21 protein-coding genes are annotated in these 24,854 nt (G+C 50.7%); 13 read left to right on the top strand and 8 right to left on the bottom strand.

All coding sequences use genetic code 11. From position 1 onward, the window contains the following. The first annotated feature begins 64 nt into the window (after positions 1–64). From AAF564_03025 to AAF564_03000, 6 genes are all read left to right on the top strand, one after another. Positions 65–1,243: an alpha/beta hydrolase-fold protein gene (locus tag AAF564_03025; protein ID MEM8484491.1), complete on the top strand. Its 1,179-nt coding sequence runs from the start codon at positions 65–67 to the stop codon at positions 1,241–1,243. A 577-nt stretch (positions 1,244–1,820) separates the two neighbouring features. Continuing rightward, positions 1,821–2,171: a hypothetical protein gene (locus AAF564_03020; protein MEM8484490.1), complete on the top strand. Its 351-nt coding sequence runs from the start codon at positions 1,821–1,823 to the stop codon at positions 2,169–2,171. A 347-nt stretch (positions 2,172–2,518) separates the two neighbouring features. Next, positions 2,519–3,826: a serine hydroxymethyltransferase gene (glyA, locus tag AAF564_03015; protein ID MEM8484489.1), complete on the top strand. Its 1,308-nt coding sequence runs from the start codon at positions 2,519–2,521 to the stop codon at positions 3,824–3,826. Positions 3,827–3,901: 75 nt separating this feature from the next. Beyond that, on the top strand, positions 3,902–4,504 hold the full coding sequence (locus tag AAF564_03010; protein ID MEM8484488.1) for an orotate phosphoribosyltransferase: 603 nt from the start codon (positions 3,902–3,904) through the stop codon (positions 4,502–4,504). A gap of 36 nt (positions 4,505–4,540) precedes the next feature. Then, positions 4,541–5,434, top strand: coding sequence for a twin-arginine translocase subunit TatC (gene tatC / locus AAF564_03005; protein ID MEM8484487.1), 894 nt, complete (start codon positions 4,541–4,543; stop codon positions 5,432–5,434). A gap of 242 nt (positions 5,435–5,676) precedes the next feature. Continuing rightward, entirely contained in the window at positions 5,677–7,341 is a 1,665-nt protein-coding gene (locus AAF564_03000; protein ID MEM8484486.1) for a S41 family peptidase, read from the top strand. A gap of 189 nt (positions 7,342–7,530) precedes the next feature. On the opposite strand, the gene AAF564_02995 is transcribed toward AAF564_03000, so the two are convergent. After that, entirely contained in the window at positions 7,531–7,728 is a 198-nt protein-coding gene (locus AAF564_02995; protein ID MEM8484485.1) for a dodecin family protein, read from the bottom strand. 207 nt (positions 7,729–7,935) lie between these two features. Here AAF564_02995 and AAF564_02990 point away from each other — a divergent pair, with 207 nt between their 5' ends. Beyond that, a complete protein-coding gene (locus tag AAF564_02990) occupies positions 7,936–9,135 on the top strand; it encodes a M20 family metallopeptidase (GenBank protein MEM8484484.1) in 1,200 nt (399 codons plus the stop codon). A 135-nt stretch (positions 9,136–9,270) separates the two neighbouring features. Here AAF564_02990 and AAF564_02985 read toward each other — a convergent pair whose 3' ends face one another. Further along, complete coding sequence (locus AAF564_02985) at positions 9,271–12,210, bottom strand: spondin domain-containing protein (GenBank protein MEM8484483.1); 2,940 nt, start codon at positions 12,208–12,210, stop codon at positions 9,271–9,273. Between the two features lie 422 nt (positions 12,211–12,632). Between AAF564_02985 and AAF564_02980 the strand changes: the two genes are divergently transcribed. Then, positions 12,633–12,869 carry a hypothetical protein gene (locus tag AAF564_02980; protein MEM8484482.1) on the top strand — a complete coding sequence of 79 codons (237 nt, stop codon included), beginning with the start codon at positions 12,633–12,635 and terminating at the stop codon, positions 12,867–12,869. Here the strand turns inward: AAF564_02980 and AAF564_02975 are convergent. From AAF564_02975 to AAF564_02950, 6 genes are all read right to left on the bottom strand, one after another. Continuing rightward, positions 12,866–14,089, bottom strand: a complete 1,224-nt coding sequence (locus tag AAF564_02975) for an allantoate amidohydrolase (protein MEM8484481.1) — start codon at positions 14,087–14,089, stop codon at positions 12,866–12,868. The two genes, AAF564_02980 and AAF564_02975, sit on opposite strands and share 4 nt — an antisense overlap. Positions 14,090–14,176: 87 nt before the next feature. Further along, positions 14,177–15,322, bottom strand: a complete 1,146-nt coding sequence (locus AAF564_02970; protein ID MEM8484480.1) for an HD domain-containing phosphohydrolase — start codon at positions 15,320–15,322, stop codon at positions 14,177–14,179. Beyond that, a complete protein-coding gene (locus AAF564_02965; protein MEM8484479.1) occupies positions 15,312–16,529 on the bottom strand; it encodes a response regulator in 1,218 nt (405 codons plus the stop codon). The genes AAF564_02970 and AAF564_02965 overlap by 11 nt, the downstream gene beginning before the upstream one ends. Further along, a complete protein-coding gene (locus AAF564_02960) occupies positions 16,526–18,181 on the bottom strand; it encodes an ATP-binding protein (protein ID MEM8484478.1) in 1,656 nt (551 codons plus the stop codon). The genes AAF564_02965 and AAF564_02960 overlap by 4 nt, the downstream gene beginning before the upstream one ends. 2 nt (positions 18,182–18,183) lie before the next feature. Further along, the gene (locus tag AAF564_02955; protein MEM8484477.1) at positions 18,184–18,729 is read right to left on the bottom strand and encodes a heme NO-binding domain-containing protein; all 546 of its coding nucleotides are present in this window, start codon (positions 18,727–18,729) and stop codon (positions 18,184–18,186) included. A 31-nt stretch (positions 18,730–18,760) separates the two neighbouring features. After that, positions 18,761–19,147: a response regulator gene (locus tag AAF564_02950; GenBank protein MEM8484476.1), complete on the bottom strand. Its 387-nt coding sequence runs from the start codon at positions 19,145–19,147 to the stop codon at positions 18,761–18,763. Between the two features lie 259 nt (positions 19,148–19,406). On the opposite strand from AAF564_02950, the gene AAF564_02945 reads away from it, so the two are divergent. The 5 genes from AAF564_02945 (at position 19,407) to AAF564_02925 (ending at position 24,838) form a co-directional block, all read left to right on the top strand. Then, the gene (locus tag AAF564_02945) at positions 19,407–20,564 is read left to right on the top strand and encodes a trypsin-like peptidase domain-containing protein (GenBank protein MEM8484475.1); all 1,158 of its coding nucleotides are present in this window, start codon (positions 19,407–19,409) and stop codon (positions 20,562–20,564) included. A 218-nt stretch (positions 20,565–20,782) separates the two neighbouring features. After that, on the top strand, positions 20,783–21,841 hold the full coding sequence (locus tag AAF564_02940; GenBank protein ID MEM8484474.1) for a hypothetical protein: 1,059 nt from the start codon (positions 20,783–20,785) through the stop codon (positions 21,839–21,841). Between the two features lie 157 nt (positions 21,842–21,998). After that, positions 21,999–23,528 carry an AAA family ATPase gene (locus tag AAF564_02935; protein ID MEM8484473.1) on the top strand — a complete coding sequence of 510 codons (1,530 nt, stop codon included), beginning with the start codon at positions 21,999–22,001 and terminating at the stop codon, positions 23,526–23,528. Positions 23,529–23,595: 67 nt separating this feature from the next. Next, positions 23,596–24,087 (top strand): GNAT family N-acetyltransferase, encoded by a 492-nt coding sequence (locus AAF564_02930; GenBank protein MEM8484472.1) that lies wholly within the window; start codon positions 23,596–23,598, stop codon positions 24,085–24,087. A gap of 16 nt (positions 24,088–24,103) precedes the next feature. Then, complete coding sequence (locus tag AAF564_02925) at positions 24,104–24,838, top strand: glycosyltransferase family 2 protein (protein MEM8484471.1); 735 nt, start codon at positions 24,104–24,106, stop codon at positions 24,836–24,838. The last annotated feature ends 16 nt before the right edge of the window (positions 24,839–24,854 follow it).

The raw sequence follows: 24,854 nt of genomic DNA, 5'->3' as shown, positions 1-24,854 counted from the left end.
AAGCAGTTGGGTGCGGGTCTTCTACCAAACAAATAGCCCCTAAAGACCCAGTAGCACAATCCCAATGTATAATCCAGTCCTTATTGTTCTATGCCTCCTGCTTTTGCCGGCGCTTCCGGGATACGCGCAGTCTGGAGGAGAAATTGTCATTGGCAACAAGTATTACATTAACTCGGAGCAGCTCGATGAGGCGCGCGAGTACTGGGTAAGCCTCCCCAGGTTTTACAACGACGACGCACAAACACACAAAACGTATCCAGTGCTCATCATCCTGGATGGACATTCCCATTTTCGCCCGTTATCGGGTGCCCTGCGGTTTATGGATGCTCCCTGGGGTGGCGGCCGGCGCGTTCCTGAGATGATTGTTGTTGGCATTCCAAGTACCAACCGGGAGCGGGATTTTACGCCCGACAAAATTGTTACCACACGAAAGAATGATACCGGCGGCGCAGACCAGTTCCTCAGTTTCCTCGAGCAAGAGCTTCTACCTGTTTTACAAGACAAGTACCGCGTTGCACCGTACAACATATTGGTTGGGCATTCGCTAGGCGGCTTGTTTGCATCTCACGTTTACATGAAAGAGGACACAGCATTCAATGCCTTCGTGGCTATTGATCCAAGCTTTGGAACATGGGATGTGGCAACGATGGATCAAAAAGTGGAGGCTACAACAAACAAATCCTTTGACCGATTCCTCTATATCGCAACCGCAAACTGGGGGACGAGAAATCTCAGAAACCGTGACCGGCACGTACGATTCTACGAAGCTTTGAACAAAAAAAACCCGGCACCACAATTCAGGGCAAAACTCACGTATTACGAAGATGAGCATCATGGCTCTATACCGTTGATCGCATTTTATAACGGCATCGCTGCGATGTTCGAAGGCTATGGATTGACGTATCGGGACGTTAAATCACCCGAACAACTGACGGCTCATTATAACACAATCTCAGACCGGCTATCTTTTAATTTCCTGCCACCAGAATCACTGGCCCAGCGAGCGGGTGTTGCTATGTTGAGAAGTGATGATCCGCAGGTACAAGCCGGCGCCATCGCTTTGTTGACATTGAATACGGTGAACTACCCAAATTCATCCAACGCGTTTCAACAACTGGGTACAGCTTATGCTGCGCTAGACGAAAAGCAGAACGCCATTAAAAATTATCAGAAATGCCTGGAGATAAATCCGGACGACGCGTTTGCCCAGCACCAGATCAGTTTGCTAAGAGGCGAGAATTAAGCGTTGCGTTTAATGCAGATTGTCGGGTGGCGAATACGAAGTGGTTGTTCTTGTTTTGATAAAGACGCATACAACAGCAGTGCTACCTGCGCCGCAACAGTGCAAAACGGAAGCACGAAAACACAATAACACGAAAAAAACTGGATCATGCTTCCAACCTTTAAATCGCATCAAATACAACCTTTCAGTGTTATGCGTGACGCATTTAAAGATTGCGCGAGCGCTGGTCGCAGCCACGCAGCACGTTGCAGGGCAAACAACCAGAACCTGTATGCTACGTAGTTCGTCTAATGAAATGAGCGTGTGTCATGCAATGGGTCCTGGCTTGTCAGCACATCATCCGGTAAAGTAATGATCTGCTAAGATTGGCGCGGTAGTTGCATGTTGATTTGCGCTTCTGGCTCCTGTTACATTAAGTTTTTAGCGCAATGTGTGCGGAAGCAGCCTGTAAGGGAGCCTGCCTGTTGTAGTGGCGTAACATTATGCGCTACTTTACAGTATCCCGTATTGATGGAAGCAAAATCCCGTTTTGCTATTGTGTATTTGTTGGATAACTATTTAACACATCTAGCGTCCAATGCGTACTTTTTTAATCTTCATCTTCGTGGTCGTTGTATCACTGTTTGTTTACAATCCGGAGCTTGATGATTTCAAGACCTACCTGGAGAAGTCTACACAGCAGTCTCAGTTTCAGCAGGAGCGTACGGCATTAACTGACCGTATGTTTAATGCTGACACAACCACTGCTGAACAGCAGCCTACTGGCTACAACACCGAACGAAACAACTTCTTTTTCTTCAGCATTTATCGCATCACCCTGACCAACGACTTCCAGGACGAAGAAGTTGGGAAATACCTGGGTATTGCAACCATGTTTTTCCAGATTGGCGAATCGGAAAACATGACTGCACATGCAGCACAACCTTAATGTGACAGGATGCGCTCCTGTCGTTTAATGGCAGGAGCGCAAGCTTTCTTTGTGCCCCACTACGATGCGGTATCATGCGCGCCGGCTCCTGATTTAGTATACCGGGAGCCCATGCTGCGTTGTGTCAACCGCACCCTCACCTTTCTGATTTGTGATCTACCACACATCCGGGCCTCGTGCCCGTATTTTGTTTACAGATTTCTTTGCAGAAATTGACACTTTTGGTGGCATTACTTGTTAGCTTTTGGACTATCTTATACCCTTTCCCAGATGCCATCCACAATTCCATGAATCGAAGGGGCATCGTTGATTATTCTTTCCATACGATTCTTTCATAGATACCGCTTATGAGCGAGTTGCAGTTTAACGACCCGGAAGTGTATGCAGCCATTGAGGCCGAGGTAACCCGGCAGAACGAAGGCCTTGAACTCATTGCATCGGAGAACTTTGTCACCCGAGCAGTCATGGAGGCCATGGGATCGCCCCTGACGAACAAATATGCAGAAGGCCTGCCGGGCAAAAGATATTACGGCGGCTGCCAGTTTGTTGATGTAGCAGAGGATTTGGCCAGAACACGCGCCAAAGCCCTGTTCAACTGCGATTGGGTGAACGTCCAGCCTCATTCAGGTGCCCAGGCCAATGCTGCGGTGTACCTGACGCTCCTGAAACCCGGCGATACGCTGCTCGGCCTGGACCTTGCGCATGGCGGCCATCTCACCCATGGCAGCCACGTTAATTTCTCAGGCATTATCTACAATGCAGAATTTTATGGCGTGGAGCCCGACGGCCCCAATGCCGGCCGCATCGACATGAACAAGGTGTGGGATACGGCAAAGAAAATTAAACCGAAAATGATTTCGATCGGGGCGAGCGCTTACCCCCGCGATTTTGATTACGAAGCGTTTCGTGACATTGCAGATAAAGTGGGAGCGTTTCTGTGGATGGATATGGCCCATACAGCCGGCCTCATCGCTACCGGTGCACTGAAAAATCCCCTCCCGCATGCACACGTTGTCACAACAACAACCCATAAAACCTTGCGCGGTCCTCGCGGAGGCATGATCCTTGTTGGATCTGACAGTGAAAATACCCTGGGTAAAGTTGCTCCCAAAAGCGGGCGCGTCAAAAACATGAGTGAACTCTTTGACGCAGCCGTCTTCCCCGGCACCCAGGGTGGTCCGCTGATGCATGTCATTGCCTCAAAGGCTGTTGCTTTTGGGGAAGCACTCAAACCTGAATTTGCGACATATTCAGCCCAGGTAGTTAAAAATGCCAAGGCTATGGCCAATCGTTTTACCGAAAAAGGCTACAACCTCGTATCGGGCGGTACAGACAACCACCTGATGCTTATCGATCTCAGAAACAAGCATGTCTCTGGCAAAAAAGCTGAAGCTGCGTTGCAGGCTGCTGAGATCACGGTCAATAAAAACATGGTACCATTTGACGACAAAAGTCCATTTGTCACAAGTGGGATCCGAATTGGTACACCAGCGATGTCTACCCGGGGCTTCAAGGAGGCAGAATTCGAAACAGTTGTTGATTTGATCGACCGCGTACTCTCCGCGCCAGACGATGTAAATGCGATCGAAAAGGTCAAATCGGAAGTCCATGCACTCTGCAAAGAATTTCCGCTCTATGATTTTGTTATAGCCTGATCGGAACGGATCGCAAAAAATGAGGTTCGTAACAAACCCTCGGCCATGTTTGGCACCTAGCATGAATCCAGTCGAATGAATCAAACGACGTCTAGTACTTCCACCCTTCCGACTACGACCTACTCCGATCTTGTGGAGCTGGGCCGTCGTTTATATGAGATGTCCCTCGTACGCCGTGACAAAGAAATGATCACGGATCCCCGGGGACAACCCATAGGATGGTTGCTCGACACACGGATTCCGATGCTGGATGCAGACATTTTCCAGGAAGTAGGCGCAGTGCTGGGAGAGCGCCTGAAATCCAAAGGCATTGAACAGATTGCCGGCTACGGGTTTGGCGCATACTCTCTTGTCTGTGCGGTACTGTCTGCATCAGGCACGCCAGCTTTCAAAGGCGGATTTATCCGCGACCAACGCAAAACCCACGGACGCCGCCGGCTTGTTGAAGGCCCACTCGACCGGACTAAGCCAGTTGTATTGCTGGATGACATCCTGAACAGTGGCCGCAGCGCAGTACGCGCCATCGGCCTCCTGCAACGCGATGGGTTTGAAGTGGCCGGCCTCACAACACTGTTTAACTTTACCTGGAGCGGAGGCCGTACCCGCGTAGAAGCAGAAGGCCTCTGGGTTGATTCGCTGCTCGACTTGAACTTGCGCGACAATGCCCACTCTCCTTGATACCCTGTACAAGCCTCACCTGCCATACACAATCCAATGAAGCTTTTTGGACTCAAATCGCTGGGAACGCTTGCCAAGCTGGGTAAAACAGCTGCAAGCTTGCCTGGTGGCGATGGTGCCTCTAACAACGTCGCCCCGCCCCCTACGGACGAGGAAATGGCCGAAATGGGCTTTTTGGATCACCTCGAAGAACTGAGAAAAACGCTATTCCTCGGACTTGGTGGCATTCTTGGCGCTACCATTATCCTCAGTTTTTTCAGTACCTGGATTATTGACGTCCTCCTGCTGGGGCCGGCGCAAAGTGACTTTTTCATCTACGAATTGCTCGGCATCGAAGCCAATACCCTGCAGCTTCAAAACCGTGTACTAACAGGCCAGTTCTTTGTACACATCGGTGTCATCCTCTCCGTAGGCATCGTTGTTGGGTCTCCCATTTTTATTTACTCGCTCTGGCGCTTTATTGAGCCCGGGCTGTACAAAAACGAAAAAAAGGGGCTCAGGTTTGCAGCCGTTTTTGCTACCTTTTTCTTTATGCTCGGCATTGCTTTCGGCTATCTCATCATCACACCGATGGCCATCCAGTTCTTCTCGAGCTATCAGATTTCATCGATGATTGTCAATGACTTCGATATCACCAAGTATTTTTCAATGGTGACGTTCTGGTCTCTCGGTACAGGTATCCTGTTTGAATTGCCAGTTGTCATCTACTTCCTGGCGAAGATCGGTATTGCAACACCTGAAGCACTGCGTGCCTCGCGTAAGTATGCCTTGCTTGGCTGCCTCATTGTAGGCGCATTCTTCACACCTCCAGATCCGTTTTCTCAGATTCTGGTGGCCATGCCGCTGTTACTGCTGTACGAAGCATCTATCTACGTTTCAGCATATGTAACCCGCAAGCGCGAACGCGAGATGAATGAAGCCCTGAAATAACGGCACTACCTGTAACGTACAATCTCAATCGGGACTGCTGTTTGTATAAACCAGACAGGAACGTCCCTCCTTTCAACACGTCACTATATCAGCTTCCCTACCTTTTCAGGTAGTGCCTCTTTTCAAGGCAATTGTGAACTGCTGTTCCTTTCCTGATTGTTGTCCGTGCCTAACTGTTCCTTTGGAATACTTCGATACTCTCAAATCTCTGCGCAAATACGACCCCAAAGCCCTTTATCATCATGAGAATAAATAAACAAACGGCACTCGTCTTCTCTTTTCTCTGTGTGCTCAGCGTTGGATTCCTTGCAGGATTCTGGATGCACGATGATGACGACAAGTACTTTGCGCTTCGTAAAAACTTTCAGATTTTTGGCGCCCTCTACGAGCAACTGGTTACCGACTATGTAGATGATCTAAATCCGGAAACGCTCATGCGTACCGGGATTGACGCCATGCTCACAAACCTCGACCCGTACACCAACTTTTTCGATGAAGCAGACAACGGTGACATTGAGATTATGACGCGTGGTCGGTACGGCGGTGTTGGCCTCAACGTAGGTATGCGGAATGGAAAGATGACGGTCATCTCTCCGACTGAAGGCACAAGCGGTTATTTGCAAGGAGTACGCACCGGCGATATTCTTATCGAGGTTGCCGGGCAGCCTACAAGTGGACTGTCTTTCTCTGATGTTCGCAATATCTTGCGCGGAGAGCCTGGGACAGCCGTAGAAATTTCGCTGAGCCGCGAAGGCATACCGGAGCCACTCGATTTCCTGCTAACCCGCGAAGAGATCCAGTTGAAAAACGTCACCCATGCAGGCTTCATTGGCGAAGGTAAAGAGGCCGGCGTAGGATACGTCAAACTCGCCCGTTTTACCCGTGATGCAAGCAAAGAGGTCAAAGAAGCCATAGAGCAAATGCAAAAAGAATCGCAGGTAAAAGGTCTCATCCTTGACCTGCGCGACAACAGGGGCGGCCTGCTGGATGAAGCTGTTTCCATTGCCCAGTTCTTTGTGCCCAAAGGATCTGTTATTGTGTCTACTCGAGGCCGCTTACCTCAAACGGAAAACACCTATCGCAGCAAGGTCACGCCTATTTTCCCAGACTTGCCCGTTGTGGTACTTATCAATGACATGAGTGCTTCCGCGAGTGAAATTGTCGCCGGTGCATTACAAGATCTTGACCGCGGCGTCATTATAGGCAGCACATCATTCGGTAAAGGGCTCGTACAGATAGTTAAACCGCTGCCGTATAACACGTCCCTGAAAATCACCACCTCGCAGTACTTCACGCCTAGCGGAAGAAGCATACAAGCAATTGACTACAAACTCCATGACGGCGCATTCTCCGAAATCCCCGATTCGCTGCGGCGCACATTTAAAACAGCTGCTGGACGGCTTGTAAAAGACGGGCGCGGTATCGAACCGGATCTCCCTGTTTCCCTTGGTGCGTCCAGCGAACTGGAACAGGCGTTGATCAGGCGCGCTGCATTTTTCTTTTTTGCCAACCACTTTGCTGCCAGCCAGCCTACAATCAACACAGATTTTGTAATCGACGACAAACTTTATGACGCGTTTCGGGCCTGGCTGAACACACAAGACTTTTCATATCGCACCCGGGCAGAAATGGCTGCGGAGCAATTGGGCAGCAACCTTGAAGATATAGGATACGCAGCGGTTGCAGATGAAATGTCAGCCCTTCAGGAGGCCATTAGAGAGGAAAAAGCAACCGACTTTGAACGACACAAAGTACGCCTCCAAGAACGGCTACGCGTCCAGATTCTTGCCCGCTACCATGGCGACGCCGCCCAAACCGAGGCTGCGCTTGCCGTTGACCCGCAATATGCATCCGCAATCGAGATGTTAGGCGACCACAAGGCATACCAGCAGGTATTCCTGCCCTAACGAAGGCGTCTCAAGCACATAATTACCCTGCTGATAGAACATTTTCACGTAGGCACTGCGCCTTTACGTGCTCCTCATCCTGTGTACTCACTTCAACTTTCGGGTATATGAAAAAACTGCGTTCCGAGAGATGGGCCTGATTTGCCCGGAACGCAGTGCTTTTTTGGTCTTCACCAGGTCAAATCCTGCCTAGCTAATAACAAAGGTCACTTTGCAGTTTACCCGAAAAGAAGTCACTTTGCCGTCTTCGACTATTGCCTGAATGCCTTCAGCATATACACCACGCACGTTTTTCAGCGTTTTGGACGCCTCTGATGCGGCATTTTTGATTGCATTTTCTACGGTATTGCCTTCTGCAATGACTTCAATCACTTTTGCTACGGACATATGTCTCTCTATTGTTTGTTGGTGAATTAATTCAATAAGCCCTCATATATAACATTTTGTGTGTACATCTGCCAATAACCAGCCCTAGAAATGCGCGCTGTATGCACGTCATTGTTACGTAGTTGTAAATAATGGCGGTGTCATGACCCGTTTCTCGCATAAAGGGTGTTGTTATATATGTATCCCTCACCCAACCAGGCCTCCCTCATGCATGAACTTGCCGCCTGTGTTTCGTTTTTACAACGACTCATTCAAACACCCAGTTTACCCGGTAAAGAAAGTCAAATTGCGCAACTCGTAGTGCAAGAGATGACAAACCTGGATTACGACAACGTCTACATCGACGACGCTGGCAACGTAATCGGCCATATACATGGCAGCGGGGAAGCCCCAGCCATGATGCTGAACACCCACCTGGATCACGTTGATGTAGGTGATCATTCAGCATGGCCTTTTCCGCCGTTCGAGGGCAAGGTTCACGATGCGCAAATTTGGGGCCGCGGTGCTGTAGACATCAAAGGGCCGCTTGCCTCACAGGTCTATGCTGGTGCACGCTTGCTCAATGATAGCAACCGTCCTCCCGGTGATGTGTACGTAACAGCTGTCGTTTTCGAAGAACTCGGTGGTCTGGGCGCCCGGCACATGGCAACACACTTGTGTCCGGAGCTTGTAGTCATTGGTGAACCAAGCGGCAATGCGTTACGACGTGGACACCGTGGCCGGCTGGAAATAATGGTACATGCCAAAGGCAAAAGTGCCCATGCCAGCGTACCCCACCTGGGGATAAACCCTCTGGATAGTATCGCGGCCTTCATTCTAGCCATGGAGCACATGGATATGGCGCATGACGTGGACCTTGGCACCAGCACCGTGGCAAAAACAATTATCAAAACAGACCAAATCAGTACCAATGTAATTCCTGCTGAAGCATGGCTTACACTGGACTGGCGTAATGTGCCGGCCGAATCTGAAGCGGATATCATCACCAAGCTGCAAACTGTCCTGGAAGCAAATTTACAATCCGGAGCCTCGGCATCTGTCGCACTCCCTCGGACCATAAAAACGTGTTACACCGGGTATCAAATGGAAATCCCTGCGAATGCGCCATCTTTTGTTACCCGGGCAGATGATACCGTGCTCCTCGCTGCCATAGATGTCCTACAAAATTCGATGCAACGCCCCATGCCAGCTGGTATCTGGAATTTTGCAACGGATGCCGGCCATTTTGTAAAACAAGGTGCTACCTGTATCGGAATTGGGCCCGGCGACGATAAACTTGCCCATACCATAGATGAGCGGATTCCTGTTTCACAGGTAGAAGAGGCGCTTTCAATCTATGAAGCATTATCCCGACATTGGCCGGCCAGGGTTACAAGCATGACGCCAGACACCTCTGTTCCAGGCTGAACTATTGCTAAAATTAAAAAGCTGCAGCCTGCTTCCGATCTTGCCGGATATACAGGCTGCAGCTTCTCTATGCTTGCAACGTGGGTTTGCTGGGGGCTAGCCTCAGCCAGCGTCACGTTGGTGCTCTTTTAGCGCTTACTTGAGCAGGGTCATGATTTTAGACTGGCTCTGCTGACCGTTGTATGTCAACCGGTAGAGGTAGACTCCAGAGGCAGCAGTTTGACCACTCAGGTCACGACCATCCCAGTTAACTTCATACACACCAGCTGTCTGTGAACCACTAACCAGTTCAGCAACTTTTTGCCCGAGGACGTTGAAAATTGCAAGCCCCACGTTTCCACCCTGCTGAATTTCGTAGCGAATGGTAGTGGTTGGGTTAAATGGATTCGGATAGTTGTTGTGCAGCGTGAAGCCGTCCGGCACTTCAAAAGCATCTTCGGTTGACACTGCTGTACCACCGTTGATGGTTACTCTGATTACGTCAGCAACATTTGGGTAAGAAAAACCACCAGGGCCCATTGTGCCATCTGCAATCAGTACTACAGGTCCGTTTTCATCATCACCTGTATTCGGACCCGACTGCCGTGGCGCCTGGTTTGCACCAAGTCCTGGCTCTTCGTTCACTTCCGTCCCACCATCCCACAAGAGGATCTGGCTGGTAACGTCGCCGTCTATTGGCGTTTCGCCATCGAACAGCGGGATGCCATTGCCGTCCGGTGCGTAGAACAAGTCGTTGGACTGTACAAACATGGTTGCCAGCGACAGGTAGTCTCCTGGTACTGCATATACGGTAAACTCATAGCCTTCGCCTGGGAAAATTGGCCCAGGTGCGTCTGCGCCGATTGGCGTATTGAAGTAGTCGCTTGAAACTACGCCGCTAAGGGTTGAGAGTGATGTTGCGAGTTCACCTGGACTACCGTCTTCTGCGAGTGCCTCAAGGCCTTCGCCACGGTCTGGTGCATCAACGGTAAAGAGTGGATCTCCCGATGTGTGCACAGCCCATACACCTGGGGCGAGCGGTACAGCTGCGCGGGCTTTGCCGGCAACCGAGTTCTCGTCCGACAAGTTCTCAACAAGGACGCGGAAAGGCGTCACAGGTGTTTGAGAAATTGTCACGCGGATCTGGCTGGCTACTGTTGGATAAGTGAAGCCACCAGGCCCCATTTCGCCATCAGCAATCAGCACAACGTTACCGCCCTCATCATCTCCAGTATTGGGACCAGCCTGACGCGGCGCCTGGTTTGCACCGAGACCTGGCTCTTCGTTCACTTCTGTGCCACCATCCCACAGATCAACATAGTGGGTGATGTTAGCGCGGCGCGCCATACCTTCTGCATCAAACAGCGGAATACCATTGCCGTCTGGTGCATAGAACAGGTCATTTGACTGGATAAACATCGTTGCAAATGACAGGTAGTCTCCTGGCAATGCTTCAAAGCTGAATTCATAAACGCCACCCGGGCCAATCGGGCCTGGTGCTTCAGCGCCTACAGGCGTGTTGAATACGCCAGAAGAAAGTACACCAGCTGTTGTTTCGAGTGCAGCCGCCAAATCAGTTGTAGCACCATCTTCAGCAAGTCCCTCAAGGCCATCACCGCGGTCTGGTGCGCCTACGGTAAAGAGCGGGTCTGGCGCATTGTGAACAGCCCAAACGCCTGGTGCAAACGGTACAGCCTGGCCCTCGCCATCAGCGGAAGCAACAGCGTCTGCAGCACCTACATTTTCTATACGGGCATAGAAGGTAACCGGCTCAAGCGGGGTCACGGTAACGCGAACGACTTCGTTAACAGCAACATACGTGAAACCGTCATTTTCGCCGTCGACTTCTACGATAACGCCATTTTCATCGACACCTGTGTTGGGGCCACTCTGGCGTGGTGCCTGGTTAGGCCCAACGCCGGGCTCTTCGTCTACTTCAGTTCCTGCATCCCAGAGGGCTACAGAAGCCGTGACGTCGCCTGATACCGGTGTATCACCATCAAACAGCGGCATACCAGCACCAGCCGGCGCGTAGAAAAGGTCATTGGACTGAATAAACATGGTTGCAAATGAAAGACCATAGCCTGGCTCTGCATCCACATAGAATGAGTAGCTACCACCTGGACCGATCGGACCAGGGCCCGCAGCGCCATCAGGCGTGTTAAATACGCCAGCACTGCCTACCCCCTCAACGCCAACGAGCGCATCAGCCTGGATTCCCGGGTTACCATCTTCTGCAATGGCTTCGATACCTGCGCCGGCAGCAGCGCCTGCTTCGAAGAAATTAACCGTAGGTGAATGTACTGCCCATGCACCAGGTGCGAGGGGTACCTGAACACCTGTAAGAGGCTCAAGCGCTGCATCATAAACGCCGGCGTTGCCATCTTCTGCAATGGCTTCGATACCTGCAGGCGCCTCGGTGCCCGACTCAAAAAAGGCAATTGCATTTGAGTGCACAGCCCATACACCTGGCGAAAGCGGAATGGTCACGGCACCGGTGGAGGTGGTGAGTCCATTTTCCACTGAAACGTTGGCAATGGTAACCGTGAACTCGGTACCACCATCGTGTGCCAGCGATACCTGGATAACATCCGCTACATTGGGATAGGTGTATCCGCCAATGCCCATTGCACCATCCGTAATCCGAGATAGTGTGCCATTTTCAGCAGCACCTGTATCAGGTCCTCCCTGACGTGGGGCCTGATCAGCACCTACACCAGGCTCCTGGTTAACTTCAGTACCTGCATCATACAGGAAAACACTGTTGGTAACGTCGCCTGTTACTGGCGCGCCCAATTCGTCAAACAATGCAAGCCCGGTACCTTCAAAGGTATAGAAAAGGTCGTTGGACTGGATAAACATCGTAGCCAGCGACAAGTAATTCCCGGGGCCGGCTGTAAAGCTGAATTCATAAGACTGTCCTGGGCCAATCGGGCCAGGGTCAGAAGCGCCAACGGGCGTGTTGAAGATACCCTTTTTGAGTACCGGCAATTCCGCACCCACGTTTTCAATGGTTACCTGGAATCGCGTGCTCTGGGCAAATGAAGAGGTTACACCCAACAGCAACAACGCCAATAGCGTAGTAATTTTTTTCATGATAGAAATTGATTGATTCTGATAATCTGTGCTTTGCTTTGAGGTAAAGTGCCTGACAGTACAGTTGCATAATTGTCTGCGCTTATCGCAGAAGAATCATGCCCACATCCGCTAATGAGAGATGACGGCTTCAAAGATGGGGGTAAGCGCTGTTGCTTTGTATCACAATTCTATAACAAGCCATAACAAATGTTGAAAGTTTTTCCGGCTCCCTCCTATAGTTGCCTTTCTGCGCCGGCCTATGTTGCCACCCAGGGCAACCCAATCAAGCTTTTTTACACCCTCCAAAGCGGGTAGGATATTTGCCTTCTGAACCCTATCTTTTGTCTACATTTCCTGTTACTGCGCTGCCTTTCATACTCGACTTCCAGGGAACGAAGACACACTTACCGACCGCCTTACGGCCCTAGCACATTCATATCATGACAGGAACGGAAAACACCCTCGGTTCCGTACCGATCCGTCTTGAAAAAGACATTCTCGACATATACCGCCTCATGCCCAGTCACGACGTTGAAAAACTGCTTCATCATATCGACTGGATGGAAGCAGAAATCACCCGGCTGAAACGCGAAAAAACCAAAGCAGAGACCGAATTAAAGCGCGTCAACGGTTTATTAAAAATCCAGCAAGGCGCCATCCGGCGCACCTCGTTTTAACGCCCCCCTGCAAGCTGTAGCACGGTATGCAATAATACATCTGCACCCGCCTCAACATCTTCAGGGCGCGTGTATTCGCGAACATTGTGGCTGACACCATCGCGGCTAGGCACAAAAATCATAGCCGCCGGATAGCGGCGCGCCAGTATTTGTGCGTCATGTGCGGCACCGCTGATCATGCGCCTGCACGAATAGCCAAGCGCTGCTGCTGCTGTTTCGACGGCCTCCACTGTTTCTGCGTTGAACGTGACCGGCGCCACTTCAGCAAGTGAGCGCACAGTGTAGGACAGTCCCTCTGCCTCAGCGATCTGACCTGCTGCTGCTTCTACTTTGCGCGCAGCGATCGCTAGCTGCGCTGGATCGGGATTTCGCAGATCAACGGTTACTTCGCCTGTTGCTGCTATAACATTGATGAGATTTGGAAATAGCTGGATGGCCCCTGTTGTAGCCCGCTGACCGGAACCCATGTCCGTTGCAATTTCGCGTACGGCGTGGGCAAGCGCTGCGACAGCATACCCCGCATCGTGCCGCATCGACATGGGTGTTGCGCCGGCATGATTTGCTACACCCGTGAACTTGTATTCGAGCCAGCGAATTCCCTGGACGCGCTCAACAGCGCCAATGGTAACCCCCTCACGTTCGAGCCAGGGCCCCTGCTCGATATGCAGTTCGACAAAGTGACCGATTTCCAGGTCTCGAAAATCCGCTGTACCTGCATATTGCAAACTGTCCAGATTTTCGCCAATCGTTGTGCCGTCTATCCCTTCAATCAAGCGAATTGTATCGAGAGACAACGCGTCAACCTGGTAGAGACTGCCCATCATATCCGGCATAAACCGGGCGCCTTCTTCATTTACAAAGGAAATCACCCCAATCGGCAACGCGGTTTGCAGGCCCGCATCGTTTAAGGACGCAATAACTTCCAGGCCAGCAAGCACGCCCAAGCTGCCGTCGAATCGCCCCCCGGTTTTCACGGTGTCGGTATGGGAGCCAGTGAGTATGAGTGGCCCATCTTGTTGGCCCTTGCGGATACCCAACAAGTTGCCCACGGCATCGATTTGCACATCGAGCCCCAACAGCGCCATCTGCTCAGCGACAAAGGTACGGCCGGCAAGGTCTTCTGCTGTAAACGCAAGCCGGCAGACCCCGCCACCCGGAATTTGTCCGATTGTGGCCAGGTCTGCCAGTTTTTGCTGAAGTCGGGTTGCATTGATTCGCATGACAGAACAGGGCTGGATTTTTAGAAGCGGTACAAAATAACACCGCCCTGCCAGGCACCCAACCTTCCCGTCAAACTATTTGTCGACTCAGGTAGCTTTTATCAGAATGCGTACCGGCTCGATGATATTTCTGTTTTCCGCGAAGTTGTGGATACACATCATCATGGCGTCTGAAATTTCCTGTTTTTCGGAAACCAGCAGTAAGTCACTTTTTGTGCGTACACCTTCAGCCAACAGCATGCCTGTAACTACGTGCTTGGCCCGAATTTCCTTCACCACATATTCTGCTTCAACGCCACTGAACACTTTTTTAAGCGCTTCAAGAACATCCGGATCATAGTGATCAGAGACGGCCAGCAACTGACCAAGCGCCGCTGTATGCGACTTGTCCAGTGACTTTTCGAGTTCGTAATCGTTGGCAACTTTGAGGATACGTGAAATGATTGGAATGCTATTTCCATAAACATCATCACGTGGATGTCCGCCGCCATTGAAGTGTTTTTCCTGGTACGCAACGGCTTCGGCAATTTCTTCGAGGCGCGGGATGTTACCCAGCAACTCTTTGCCGGCCTTCAAGTGTTTGAAGAACGTAAAGCTTTCGGTGTCATCCAGCTGTTGCCCCGAAAACCGTTTTGTAAGCACATCTTTTGGAATGGTAATACACCCAATCTGCGCTAACATTGCAGCAACTTCTACTTTCCAGACGTTGTCCAGCTCAAGCTGATCGGCGAGTTGCTTGGAGAGATCCCTAACCCGGGCAGAACGACTGAACAATTCGGGACTAACGATTGAGAGGATGTCACCAAGCAACTTGATGGTCCCTTTCAATGTCTGCTCGAGAAGCTGCTTCTCAGCACTCCTGAGGCGGTAGATTTCCAGGCCTTCATCCAGCGCCTGCCCGAGGGTTTCAGGCGGGCACGGTTTGGTTAGGAAGCGATAGATACGGCCGTTGTTTACTGCATCAATGGTATCTGACATGTCAGCCTGACCTGTGAGCAGCATCCGAACGCTTTCCGGGAAGTTCTGTCTGACAACAGAAAGAAACTCTGCCCCGTTCATACCAGGCATGCGCATATCAGATACAACAACCCCATACGGGCCGTTTGCTTCGAGCATTTCCAGGCCTTTCTCGCCACCCAACGCGGTATCTACTTCATAATCAAGACCGATATAACGCTGATAGCTCCGCAGGATGGCCGGCTCGTCGTCGACAAAAAGTATTTTATTCATCATTTTGCATCAAGGAATGTTGCGTTTCGAGACAAACTTGCCGCCAGTCTCCCAACTTTTCTGTTAATCCTAGGTTATTGAGGTAGTCCATGTGGATGATTGGCAATGCCCTGCAATTAGGATCGCCATATTCGTTTTCCAGCGCGTCCGCAATGTGTACTGCAGTGAGTGGAGAGAACGTTGTCCCCTTGCAGTCTTCCGGACGGTGATGGAAAGCCACCGCCTCTACAATGTTATCCCGGAAGCCCCACAAGCCAAGCAAATAGGCGCCAATTTCTGCATGGGTGGTATTGTAAACGGCCTCCTCGCCAAGTGCATAGGTCAACCCATGCGACTCTGCATAAATTGTGCTCTGGTCGTAATACTCCGGGAAGTTCGCTACAACAATCAACTTGCCCACATCGTGCATCATCCCTGAAATAAACGCGTCGTCTACAATGTCCTGAGGCTGCCCTTCAAACTTGGCAACTGTTTTTGCCAGCGCGCCTACAGCCAGGCAGTGGTTGGTAAATTTCTCTAGCGAAAACCGCTTGGATCCGTTGCTATTGAAGCTCTTGAATACGTGCACCGTCATCACAAGCGCTTTGATCACTTCAATGCCCAAGAGATTGGTTGCGTGTACCGGGTTCTTAACCTCAACAGGAAGACCAAAAAATGCAGAATTGACCATTTGCATGATTTTGGCGGACATCGCGATATCTTTCGAAATCACCTTGCCAATGGCCTGCATAGAGCCGTCCGGTGAATTCAGGATGTCCATCAATTCCATGTACACATTGGGCAAGCTTGGAATGGAATCCAGGCCGGCTACAATTTTTGACAAGCGCTTGTCTTGCAACAGCTCCCGTAATGAAAGCGATCGACTCAACACCTCCACCAACTCTCCTTGCTTTGTTGGCTTGGATAAAAATTGATGTGCATTTTCAGCCGCTTTCATCACCAGATCGCTATCCGGATAACCAGACAGCACCATCCTGATCATGTTCGGAAACTCATCTGCGACATGCTGTAGAAGTTCTGTGCCATCCATACCAGGCATCTTGATATCCGACACAATCATGTCGTACGGCTCTGCCCTGATTTTCTCGAGCGCCTCCTCGGCATCGGTGGCAAAATCTATATCCCATTCGCTATCGACATTGAACAGCATCCGGCGCGTCCCGCGCAAGACTTCTGGTTGGTCGTCTACAAAGAGGATGTGACATTTCATACAGCTACCTCCTCAGTCTCTTCATTCAGCGGAATACGAATGGTGAACGTGGTACCTTCACCCGGCGTTGTATCGACGTCAATCGCACCACCATGCTTTTCATAAATGACGTTATAAGCCACTGCCAGCCCCTGGCCCGAGCCTTTGCCCACTTCTTTGGTTGTGTAGAACGGGTCAAAAATTTTGGAGACCACGTGATCCGGTATGCCGGCGCCTGTATCCGAGATTAAAATTTCAGCATCCGTTTCGGTATACCTTGTTGTAATCGTAATCTGGCCATGGGCTTTGGTCTCCTTGTTTTTGTCCTCAATTGCATGCGCTGCATTCACGATCATGTTCAACACAACCTGGTTGAGCTCGCTCTGAAAACAGGGGACTTCAGGAAGATCTTCGGCGAGATTTGTCGTTAGCTCAGCGATATATTTCCACTCATTACGGGCCACATTAATGGTACTCAGGATGGCCTCGTTTATGTTGGAGAGCACTTTCTGCTTTGACCCCGGATGAGAGAATTGCTTCATCGAGCGAACAATAGATGCAACCTGATCCACACCGCCGAGGGTCTCCTCTATGGCAAACGGAATTTCTGCAGCCATGTATTTGAGCTTCCCCTTTTTCACGGCCTCTTCCATTTCACTGATCGCCTGGACCATCATGCCCGTTCCGCCCTGGACTTCATTCAGCAACTGCTGACCTTTTTCGATGACCGTATTCAGGCGCTCAAAAGCTACCCCGAGGAAGCGTGTATTGTCGCCAATAAATTGAATTGGCGTGTTTATTTCATGCGCAATGCCGGCGGCAAGTTGCCCAAGAGACTCGAGCTTCTGTGCCTGCATCAACTGCCCTTCCAATACCTTCCGGTCTGTAATATCGATCGCAAGAATCAGGTAGCCGTTAAAACTGTTGTTGGCATCGTATACAACGTTAACAACCACGCTTAAAAAACCTTCTTTCCCGTTTGCTGCTGTAAAAGGAATCTCAGGGACCATCGCATGGTCAACGTATTTGCTTTCAGCCATGTACCCTTCCAGCGACCCCAGAGACCAGGGTATTTCGCAAGCGTTGAGATCACGGCCGAGCACCGCTTCACCTGTAAGCCCAAGGGTATTGCTGGCCATCTCATTCCAGCGGGTAATTTTCCGATCTTTATCCACTCCAACAAGAATCGAAGATATCGACGCAAGCATTTGCTCCGTTTCCCGGTGCGAAGCTTCAATCATTTTTTTCGCCAGTTCCTGTTGGGTAACATCACTGGCATACACATTGACAAAACCGTGTGGCGCTATCCCTTTGAATGTAAACTGGTAATGACTGGCCTCCATCTGAGTGGTAGCTTGAAATATTTCGCTACCCTCTACAATTTGTTTGATATTGAGATCAGCAAACTGGGGCAACATGCTACTCAGCGTGTTACCCATAAACACCTGTTCTCCCAATACATTTTTTGCCCGCTCGTTGGCAAGCAGCAAGGCCCCCTCCGTGTCAAACCGCAAGACAGGATTCGGGCTGAGATCTGCAAACAAGGCTACCTGCGAGAGTTTACGATTGATCTCGAAAATCTCGCGGCTCTTCTCTTCAAGCAGCTTTTCTGCAGCTTTGCGCGCCTGCCGCTCCCGCTCCAGGCGCCTTTGCATCATCTCAACATTGCTCATGTTTAGCCTTGCTTTGTAAGGGTAAATTCAGCGACTTTACCTGTGCCGTCAGAAAGATCTTTCTGCGCTACATGGATGTCTTCTTTGAAATAGGCAATACAACCGGTCATCATACCATAAGCAAAGGCGGCAAAACCACGCGGCGAGGCATACTTCATGATTAGCGTACGATCATCAACCACTTCGTAATCAAACTTTGGCAGTTCAGCCTGTGGGTACAGCTTCTGAACTTCCACGTGAATGTGGTTGTCGATTGTTTTCAGAAAATCAAAAGCGCCGTCAATGCCGTCAAGAAAGCCAGGATAGCTTTCGATCAACTTTTGAAAGAGGTAGACGCCATACTTTTCAAGCAGATCACCAATTGGTACACCGGTCATGCTACTCAACTGGGTGACCATCTCTACCATTTCGCGGTGATCGTATGTGCCAACGGCCGTATAAAATCCTTGTGACTCCAGCTTGGAAGAAACAATCATTTCATCAGCGACTTCCGGGGAGAACGTATCCTCCACCATCTCTAAAAACTCTGTAAAAACAACTCCTTTCATGATGCCAGCTTATTTGGTTATTGAAATTTCTTCAGGCTGAGTGCGCGGATGTGTCTGCGCTAGATTCCAGTGATTCACTTATCGCAATAAGCAATTCATCGGTACTGAATGGCTTGTTGAGGCCATGAACTGCACCAAATTTGAGCCCGAGATCAAGGAAAAGACGATCAAGCGAGCCTGTCATAACCACAATAGGCAAACCTGGGTGTGCCCCTGCCAGCCGTTGAATTGTTTCAAGGCCTTCCATGCCAGGCATGAAAATATCGGTTAATACAAGGTCTGGACGGTCTTCTTCAATTAGCAGCAGGGCTTTGCGGCCTTCCTCAGCTGTTGTAACTTCGTAGCCGTTTATTTCCAGCGTGCGACGAATTGCGTTTCGCAGTTCGTCTTCGTCCTCAACAATGAGAATTTTAGCCATCAGTACGCCTTTGCTATCTCTGAAAATGTGAACTCCATATCCAGGTGCTGCCAAAAGACAGCAGAAGTCCTCCATCTGGTATCGGCTTTTCGATCTGTTAGCTTAAAGAGATGTGACAGGGATTCTGATCAAAAAAACGGGACACAGCAACAATGGTCAGGCCAGCGCGAAGAATTGCTAATCACACGTAAAAAAGAAACTAGCGCGTATTCCTCACGTAGGTATCATCAAATCATCCAATTTAGCATTAGCCTGGTTTATGGTACGTCTCGCCCTGTTTATTGCCACATGCTGCCTGATGTCTTGCAATCAGCAAGCTCAATCTCAGGAGCCCAATGAACCGCAGTCCGCTGCAACAGACTTTGCCAGCGTTGCGGAAGCCAATACACAGGTTATGTTGAGCCGGCAAAATGCCATCACCTATGCTGTTGAGAAGGCGAGTCCGGCTGTGGTAAGCGTAAACGTAATAGGAGTAGAGCGCGTACAGTATACCGACCCCTTTGCCGGTGACCCCTGGATGGAATACTTTTTTGGCCGGCGACGATCACGGGTCTACGAGCGGCAAGTACAGGCTGTCGGATCTGGATTTGTTATTTCCTCAGACGGCTATATCGTGACCAATGAACACGTAGCACACAACGCCGCCCAAATCACCGTCGCTTTTATGGATGGGGCAACGCTAGAAGCTGAACTGGTGGGCCGGGATGAAGCGACAGACCTTGCGTTGTTAAAAGTGGATACGTCCATGGCGCTACCCCACCTCAACTTCTCAGAATCAACCAATCCGATCCCTGGTGAATGGGCCATCGCGTTGGGAAATCCGTTTGGCCTTTTTGAGGCCGCAGAGCCAACAGTAACCGTTGGCGTTATTAGCGGCGTGGGTCGCGACTTTCAACCCCAGGAAAACCGCGTCTACAGAGACATGATTCAAACGGATGCCGCCATCAACCAGGGCAACTCAGGCGGCCCGCTTATCAATGCATTGGGCGAAGTTATTGGCGTAAATACTTTTATCTACACAGCAAGAGGCAGCACGGGCTCTATCGGGTTGGGCTTTGCGGTACCTGCGCACAAAGCACGGGACATTGTCAACGAGCTACGCACCAACGGCGAAGTTGACAGGTCGTACTATACTGGTCTTCGTGGGCTAGATGTCAACGACCGAATTGCGCGTGCGCTAGGCCTTGCACAGGCCCGCGGCTTTATTGTGCGCGACGTAGACCCCGACTCACCAGCTGAACGCGCTGGCTTCAGGCCCTATGATGTCATTCTGTCCTTTGAAGGTGAAGAAATTGACAACCAGATCGACCTCGCTGGCCGGCTTTATGACTTCCGCCCGGGCGACACCGTTAAGCTCGAAGTGCTGCGCGATGCCCGCATGGTCAATCTGAGCATGGAAATTGGGCGGCAAGGTTAACCATTTCTTCCAGCAACCTAAACGCAGGATTTTCATATATTAAGGGCAAATAATCCGTCGTCCTCTTTGTCAGGGACGATGACGTTTAGGGCACTGCAACCAAGTTTGCGGACAGGGTTTGCGGTGCCAGGACATAAAGGACCACAATTACGCGTGCGAGAATTTCTATCAGCACAGCTTCTTATCACCCCTTAATCATATCTCCCAGGTCATAGGATATGTCCCCGCTGCGTCCTCTCTACAGCAGAATTCATAATAGCCCGTTACTCCTGCTTATTCTGCTCCTTTTTGTATCGGGCTGCTTTCCAACAGCGTGTCAACGCCGTGAATCACGGGCGCTATTTCCCGCAGATTCCCTTTCCCGCAGACTCGCAGAAAGCACACCTGTCGACACATTGAGCCTGGTATGGGAAACTGCCGGCAACGCAGATCAACCGCTGCAATACCCACGCACCGTCCTTTTTGGCGATGATGACCAAATTTATGTCAGCGATGTCCAGCAAAATGTAGTCTACGAATTCCTGCCAACCGGCGTCCTCAACCAAACGGTCGAGTCTACCCTCTTTTCCTTCCCCTACCTGGCCGGGGTTAAAGGTGATACGCTATTGGTGTTAAATCCTGACGCCCAAAGAATCGATTTTTTCTACGAAGATCGCTCAGTTTTCCAAATTCCAACGCCACCCGATGCGCCATCCGAACAACGGTTGCAGTATGCCACTGCAGCAGGGGACAACGTCTACTTCAAAGTAATTGGCGAAGGCTTTGACGGCTACATTGCAAAACTCGACATGGAGGGCAGGGTTGTCGAAAAAAGCATGCTCGAAGGCCCGTTGTGGCGCCATGCCGGCATGTTGCGCATCTGGGGCGATTCCCTGATCAGCCTTTGTGGTTACCGTCCGATTGCAGACATCGTCCTGCCTGACGGCCGGGTTGACACCCTTAACCTTAACGGATTTGATTCCCCCATGCTGCCACGCAGCCGTGCTTTCATGCTGGGAGACGTTGACGAACCACCCCTACTCATGCCTTCGGCTGCTGTAACAGACAAACACCTCTATGCGCTTAACATCCGCCCCGGCTGGCTGCGTATAGACCAATTTGACAGAAACGGCCAACTGACAAAAAGGCTCGTACAGGATACGCCGCTGTTTAGCAAGGAATTTCGCCCCGTTGACCTGGACGTACGCGTTAAAGCTGACAGCACGGTTGAACTTGCCGTTATCTTTATAGAGCCTGAGCCTAAACTGGCCCTCTATCAGTTTGCCCCTTACAAATAAGCGTAGTATTCCTGTGCCTGATGCTACGGCATTAGCACGCCCCAATACGCCCCAGCCATACCTCCCCTCCGCTGCAAAAGGACAGAAATTCGTCCCTGGGAACTGCTTCATCCCGGTCGCGTGCTACCCTTCGTAAAACTGCCCAGGATTTTGATACATGAATGCATCTTCTGTGAACAAAATTAATACGCTCGGCCAACTCAAAGCATCAGGTTATGCGCCTCGGTCAATAAAGGACGAAATGCGTAGCAACTTGATTACAAGGCTCAAATCGGGTACTTCTGTTTTTCAGGGTATCCTGGGCTACGATCAGACCGTTATCCCACAGATACAGAATGCGGTGCTGGGCCGGCACGATTTCATTCTGCTCGGGCTACGCGGCCAGGCAAAAAGCCGGATTATCCGGTTGCTGCCGCAGTTGCTTGATGAATACATACCGGTGGTAGCCGGCAGTGAGATCAATGATGATCCGCTTTCTCCGATCTCCAAATACGCGCGCGACCTCATCGCTGAGCAAGGGGACGACACCCCCATTGACTGGCTCCATCGTAACAAGCGGTACGCAGAAAAACTGGCGACACCTGATACAACCATCGCGGACCTTATCGGCGACATTGATCCCATCAAAGCAGCCAACTTACGACTGACCTATGCTGACGAGGAAGTGATCCATTTCGGCATCATTCCTCGTACACATCGCGGCATTTTCGCGATCAATGAGCTGCCCGATTTGCAGCCACGGATACAGGTCGGCTTGCTGAATATTATGGAAGAGCAGGATATCCAGATTCGCGGGTTCAACATCCGGTTTCCGCTGGACATCATGATGATCTTCTCCGCTAACCCGGAAGACTATACCAACCGCGGTAACATTATCACACCGCTCAAAGACCGGATCGACAGCCAGATCATCACACATTACCCAAAAACCATTGAGATTGGCGTAGAGATTACACGGCAAGAAGCCTGGGACGAGCGAGATGGCGAAGACGCGGTTAAGGTAAATATTCCCTATTACTTCCGGGAAATCATCGAGCAAGTCGCTGTTGAAGCACGAAATAGCGAATATGTTGACCAGAAATCCGGTGTTTCCGTACGTATGACGCGTGCAGCGCTGGAAGACCTGATTTCGTCTGCAGAGCAACGGGCCCTCTTGAACGATGAGTCTGAGACTACTGTCCGGATGTCGGATCTGATTTCAGTTGAGCCGGCGGTTACCGGTAAGGTAGAACTCGTATATGAAGGAGAGCAGGAAGGCGCACAGAATGTCGCCCGACTCCTGATTGGCCGCGCCATCAAGTCAGTTTTCACCCACTATTTCCCCGACCCAGACGACAAAAAAGAAGGCCGCTCGCCATACCAGGAAGTTATCACCTGGTTCTCTAAAGGGAATGAACTCAGGCTGAGTAACGACCTGAAATTTGAGGCTTACCACAAAATGCTGAAGTCTGTAAAAGGACTTGAGGCAATCATCAACAAATACACCAAACCCAAAGACGTTGCAGAAGCTGCTACAGCGATGGAATTCATCCTTGATGCCCTGCATCAGTACTCAATGCTTGGGAAAGATTTTGCAGATGCAAATGCTACCTACACGGACATGATGGGGTCGATGTTATCCTCTATTGGTCCGATCAAGGACGATGATGATTTTGATGAAGATGATTTTTATGGCAATTACCGGTAACGGAAAACGGCTCAGGTAAACACATACCTGAGCCGTTTTGCTGACTGGCCCTTCGGTAACCTGTACTATGTCATTGCAAATACGCGAAGCCACGCCGGCAGATGCTGGGCGGCTCTCCTTCTTGATCAATGCACTGGCTGATTACGAGCATTTATCGCACGAATCAAATCCGGATGCAGCAGCACTTGCCCGGCACCTTTCTCCCGATGCCCAACCCCGGTGCCATGCACTTGTGGCTGAGCAAGATGGTGAAGTGATCGGGATGGCCCTCTATTTCTTCAATTATTCTACGTTCCTTACCCGGTGGAATATTTTCCTGGAAGACTTGTTTGTTTTACCAGACTTCCGGGGTACAGGCACAGGGTTTGCGCTCCTGAAGGCATTGGCCCGCGTCGCAGTTGCCCATAACTGCGAGCGCCTGGATTGGAACGTACTCGACTGGAACCAGTTGGCAATCGACTTTTATGAAAAGCTCGGCGCCAAGCCCATGGCAGACTGGACCACAATGCGACTTGCCGGCGACGCCCTGCAACAAATGGGTGCACCGGAAGCTGCATAAGACGTATAAACCGACCATGCGAGTTATTGTAATCATTCCGGCATTCAATGAAGCCCGGTCTATCGGCAAAGTTATTGGTGACCTCCCCAAAGACCTCGTCGAAGAAGTTGTTGTAGTCAACAACGCGTCCACAGACGAAACTGAAGCCAATGCCAAAGCCGCCGGCGCTACAGTAATCAGGGAAAGCAACAAAGGATACGGATGGGCCTGCCTGCGCGGTATCGCGTACGCAAAAACCAAAGAGCCTGACGTTATTGTTTTCCTGGATGGCGATTACAGCGACCATCCGGAAGAAATTGTAACGCTCCTCAACCCGATTCGCGACAATGAAGCAGATTTTGTGCTTGGCTCGCGAATGGTTGGGAAACGAGAAGCCGGCGCTATGTTGCCCCAGGCACTCATAGGCAACCGTATTGCATGCGGACTCATGAAGTTCTTCTGGAACGGGCAATTCACCGACCTTGGCCCATTTCGGGCTATCCGATATACCCACCTGATGGCACTCGACATGCAGGATAAAACCTATGGGTGGACCATCGAGATGCAAATTAAAGCCCTCAAAGCTGAAATCAGATATAAAGAAGTCCCCGTCTCCTATCGCAAGCGTGTTGGTGTCTCTAAAATTACTGGCACCGTCTCAGGTACCCTGAAAGCATCTTTCAAAATCCTCTGGACCATCGCTTACTATGCCCTCGCTACCAGCCAGCGTGCCTCATTGGTAATGAAAGAACGTATTCAGGCCGCTACCTAAAGTCTTCTCGCCGCTA

This window comes from Bacteroidota bacterium (assembly GCA_039111535.1).
GTDB lineage: Bacteria > Bacteroidota > Rhodothermia > Rhodothermales > JAHQVL01 > JBCCIM01.
Note: the sequence above shows the minus strand (reverse complement) of the source record. Positions and strands in the feature narration are given on the sequence as shown.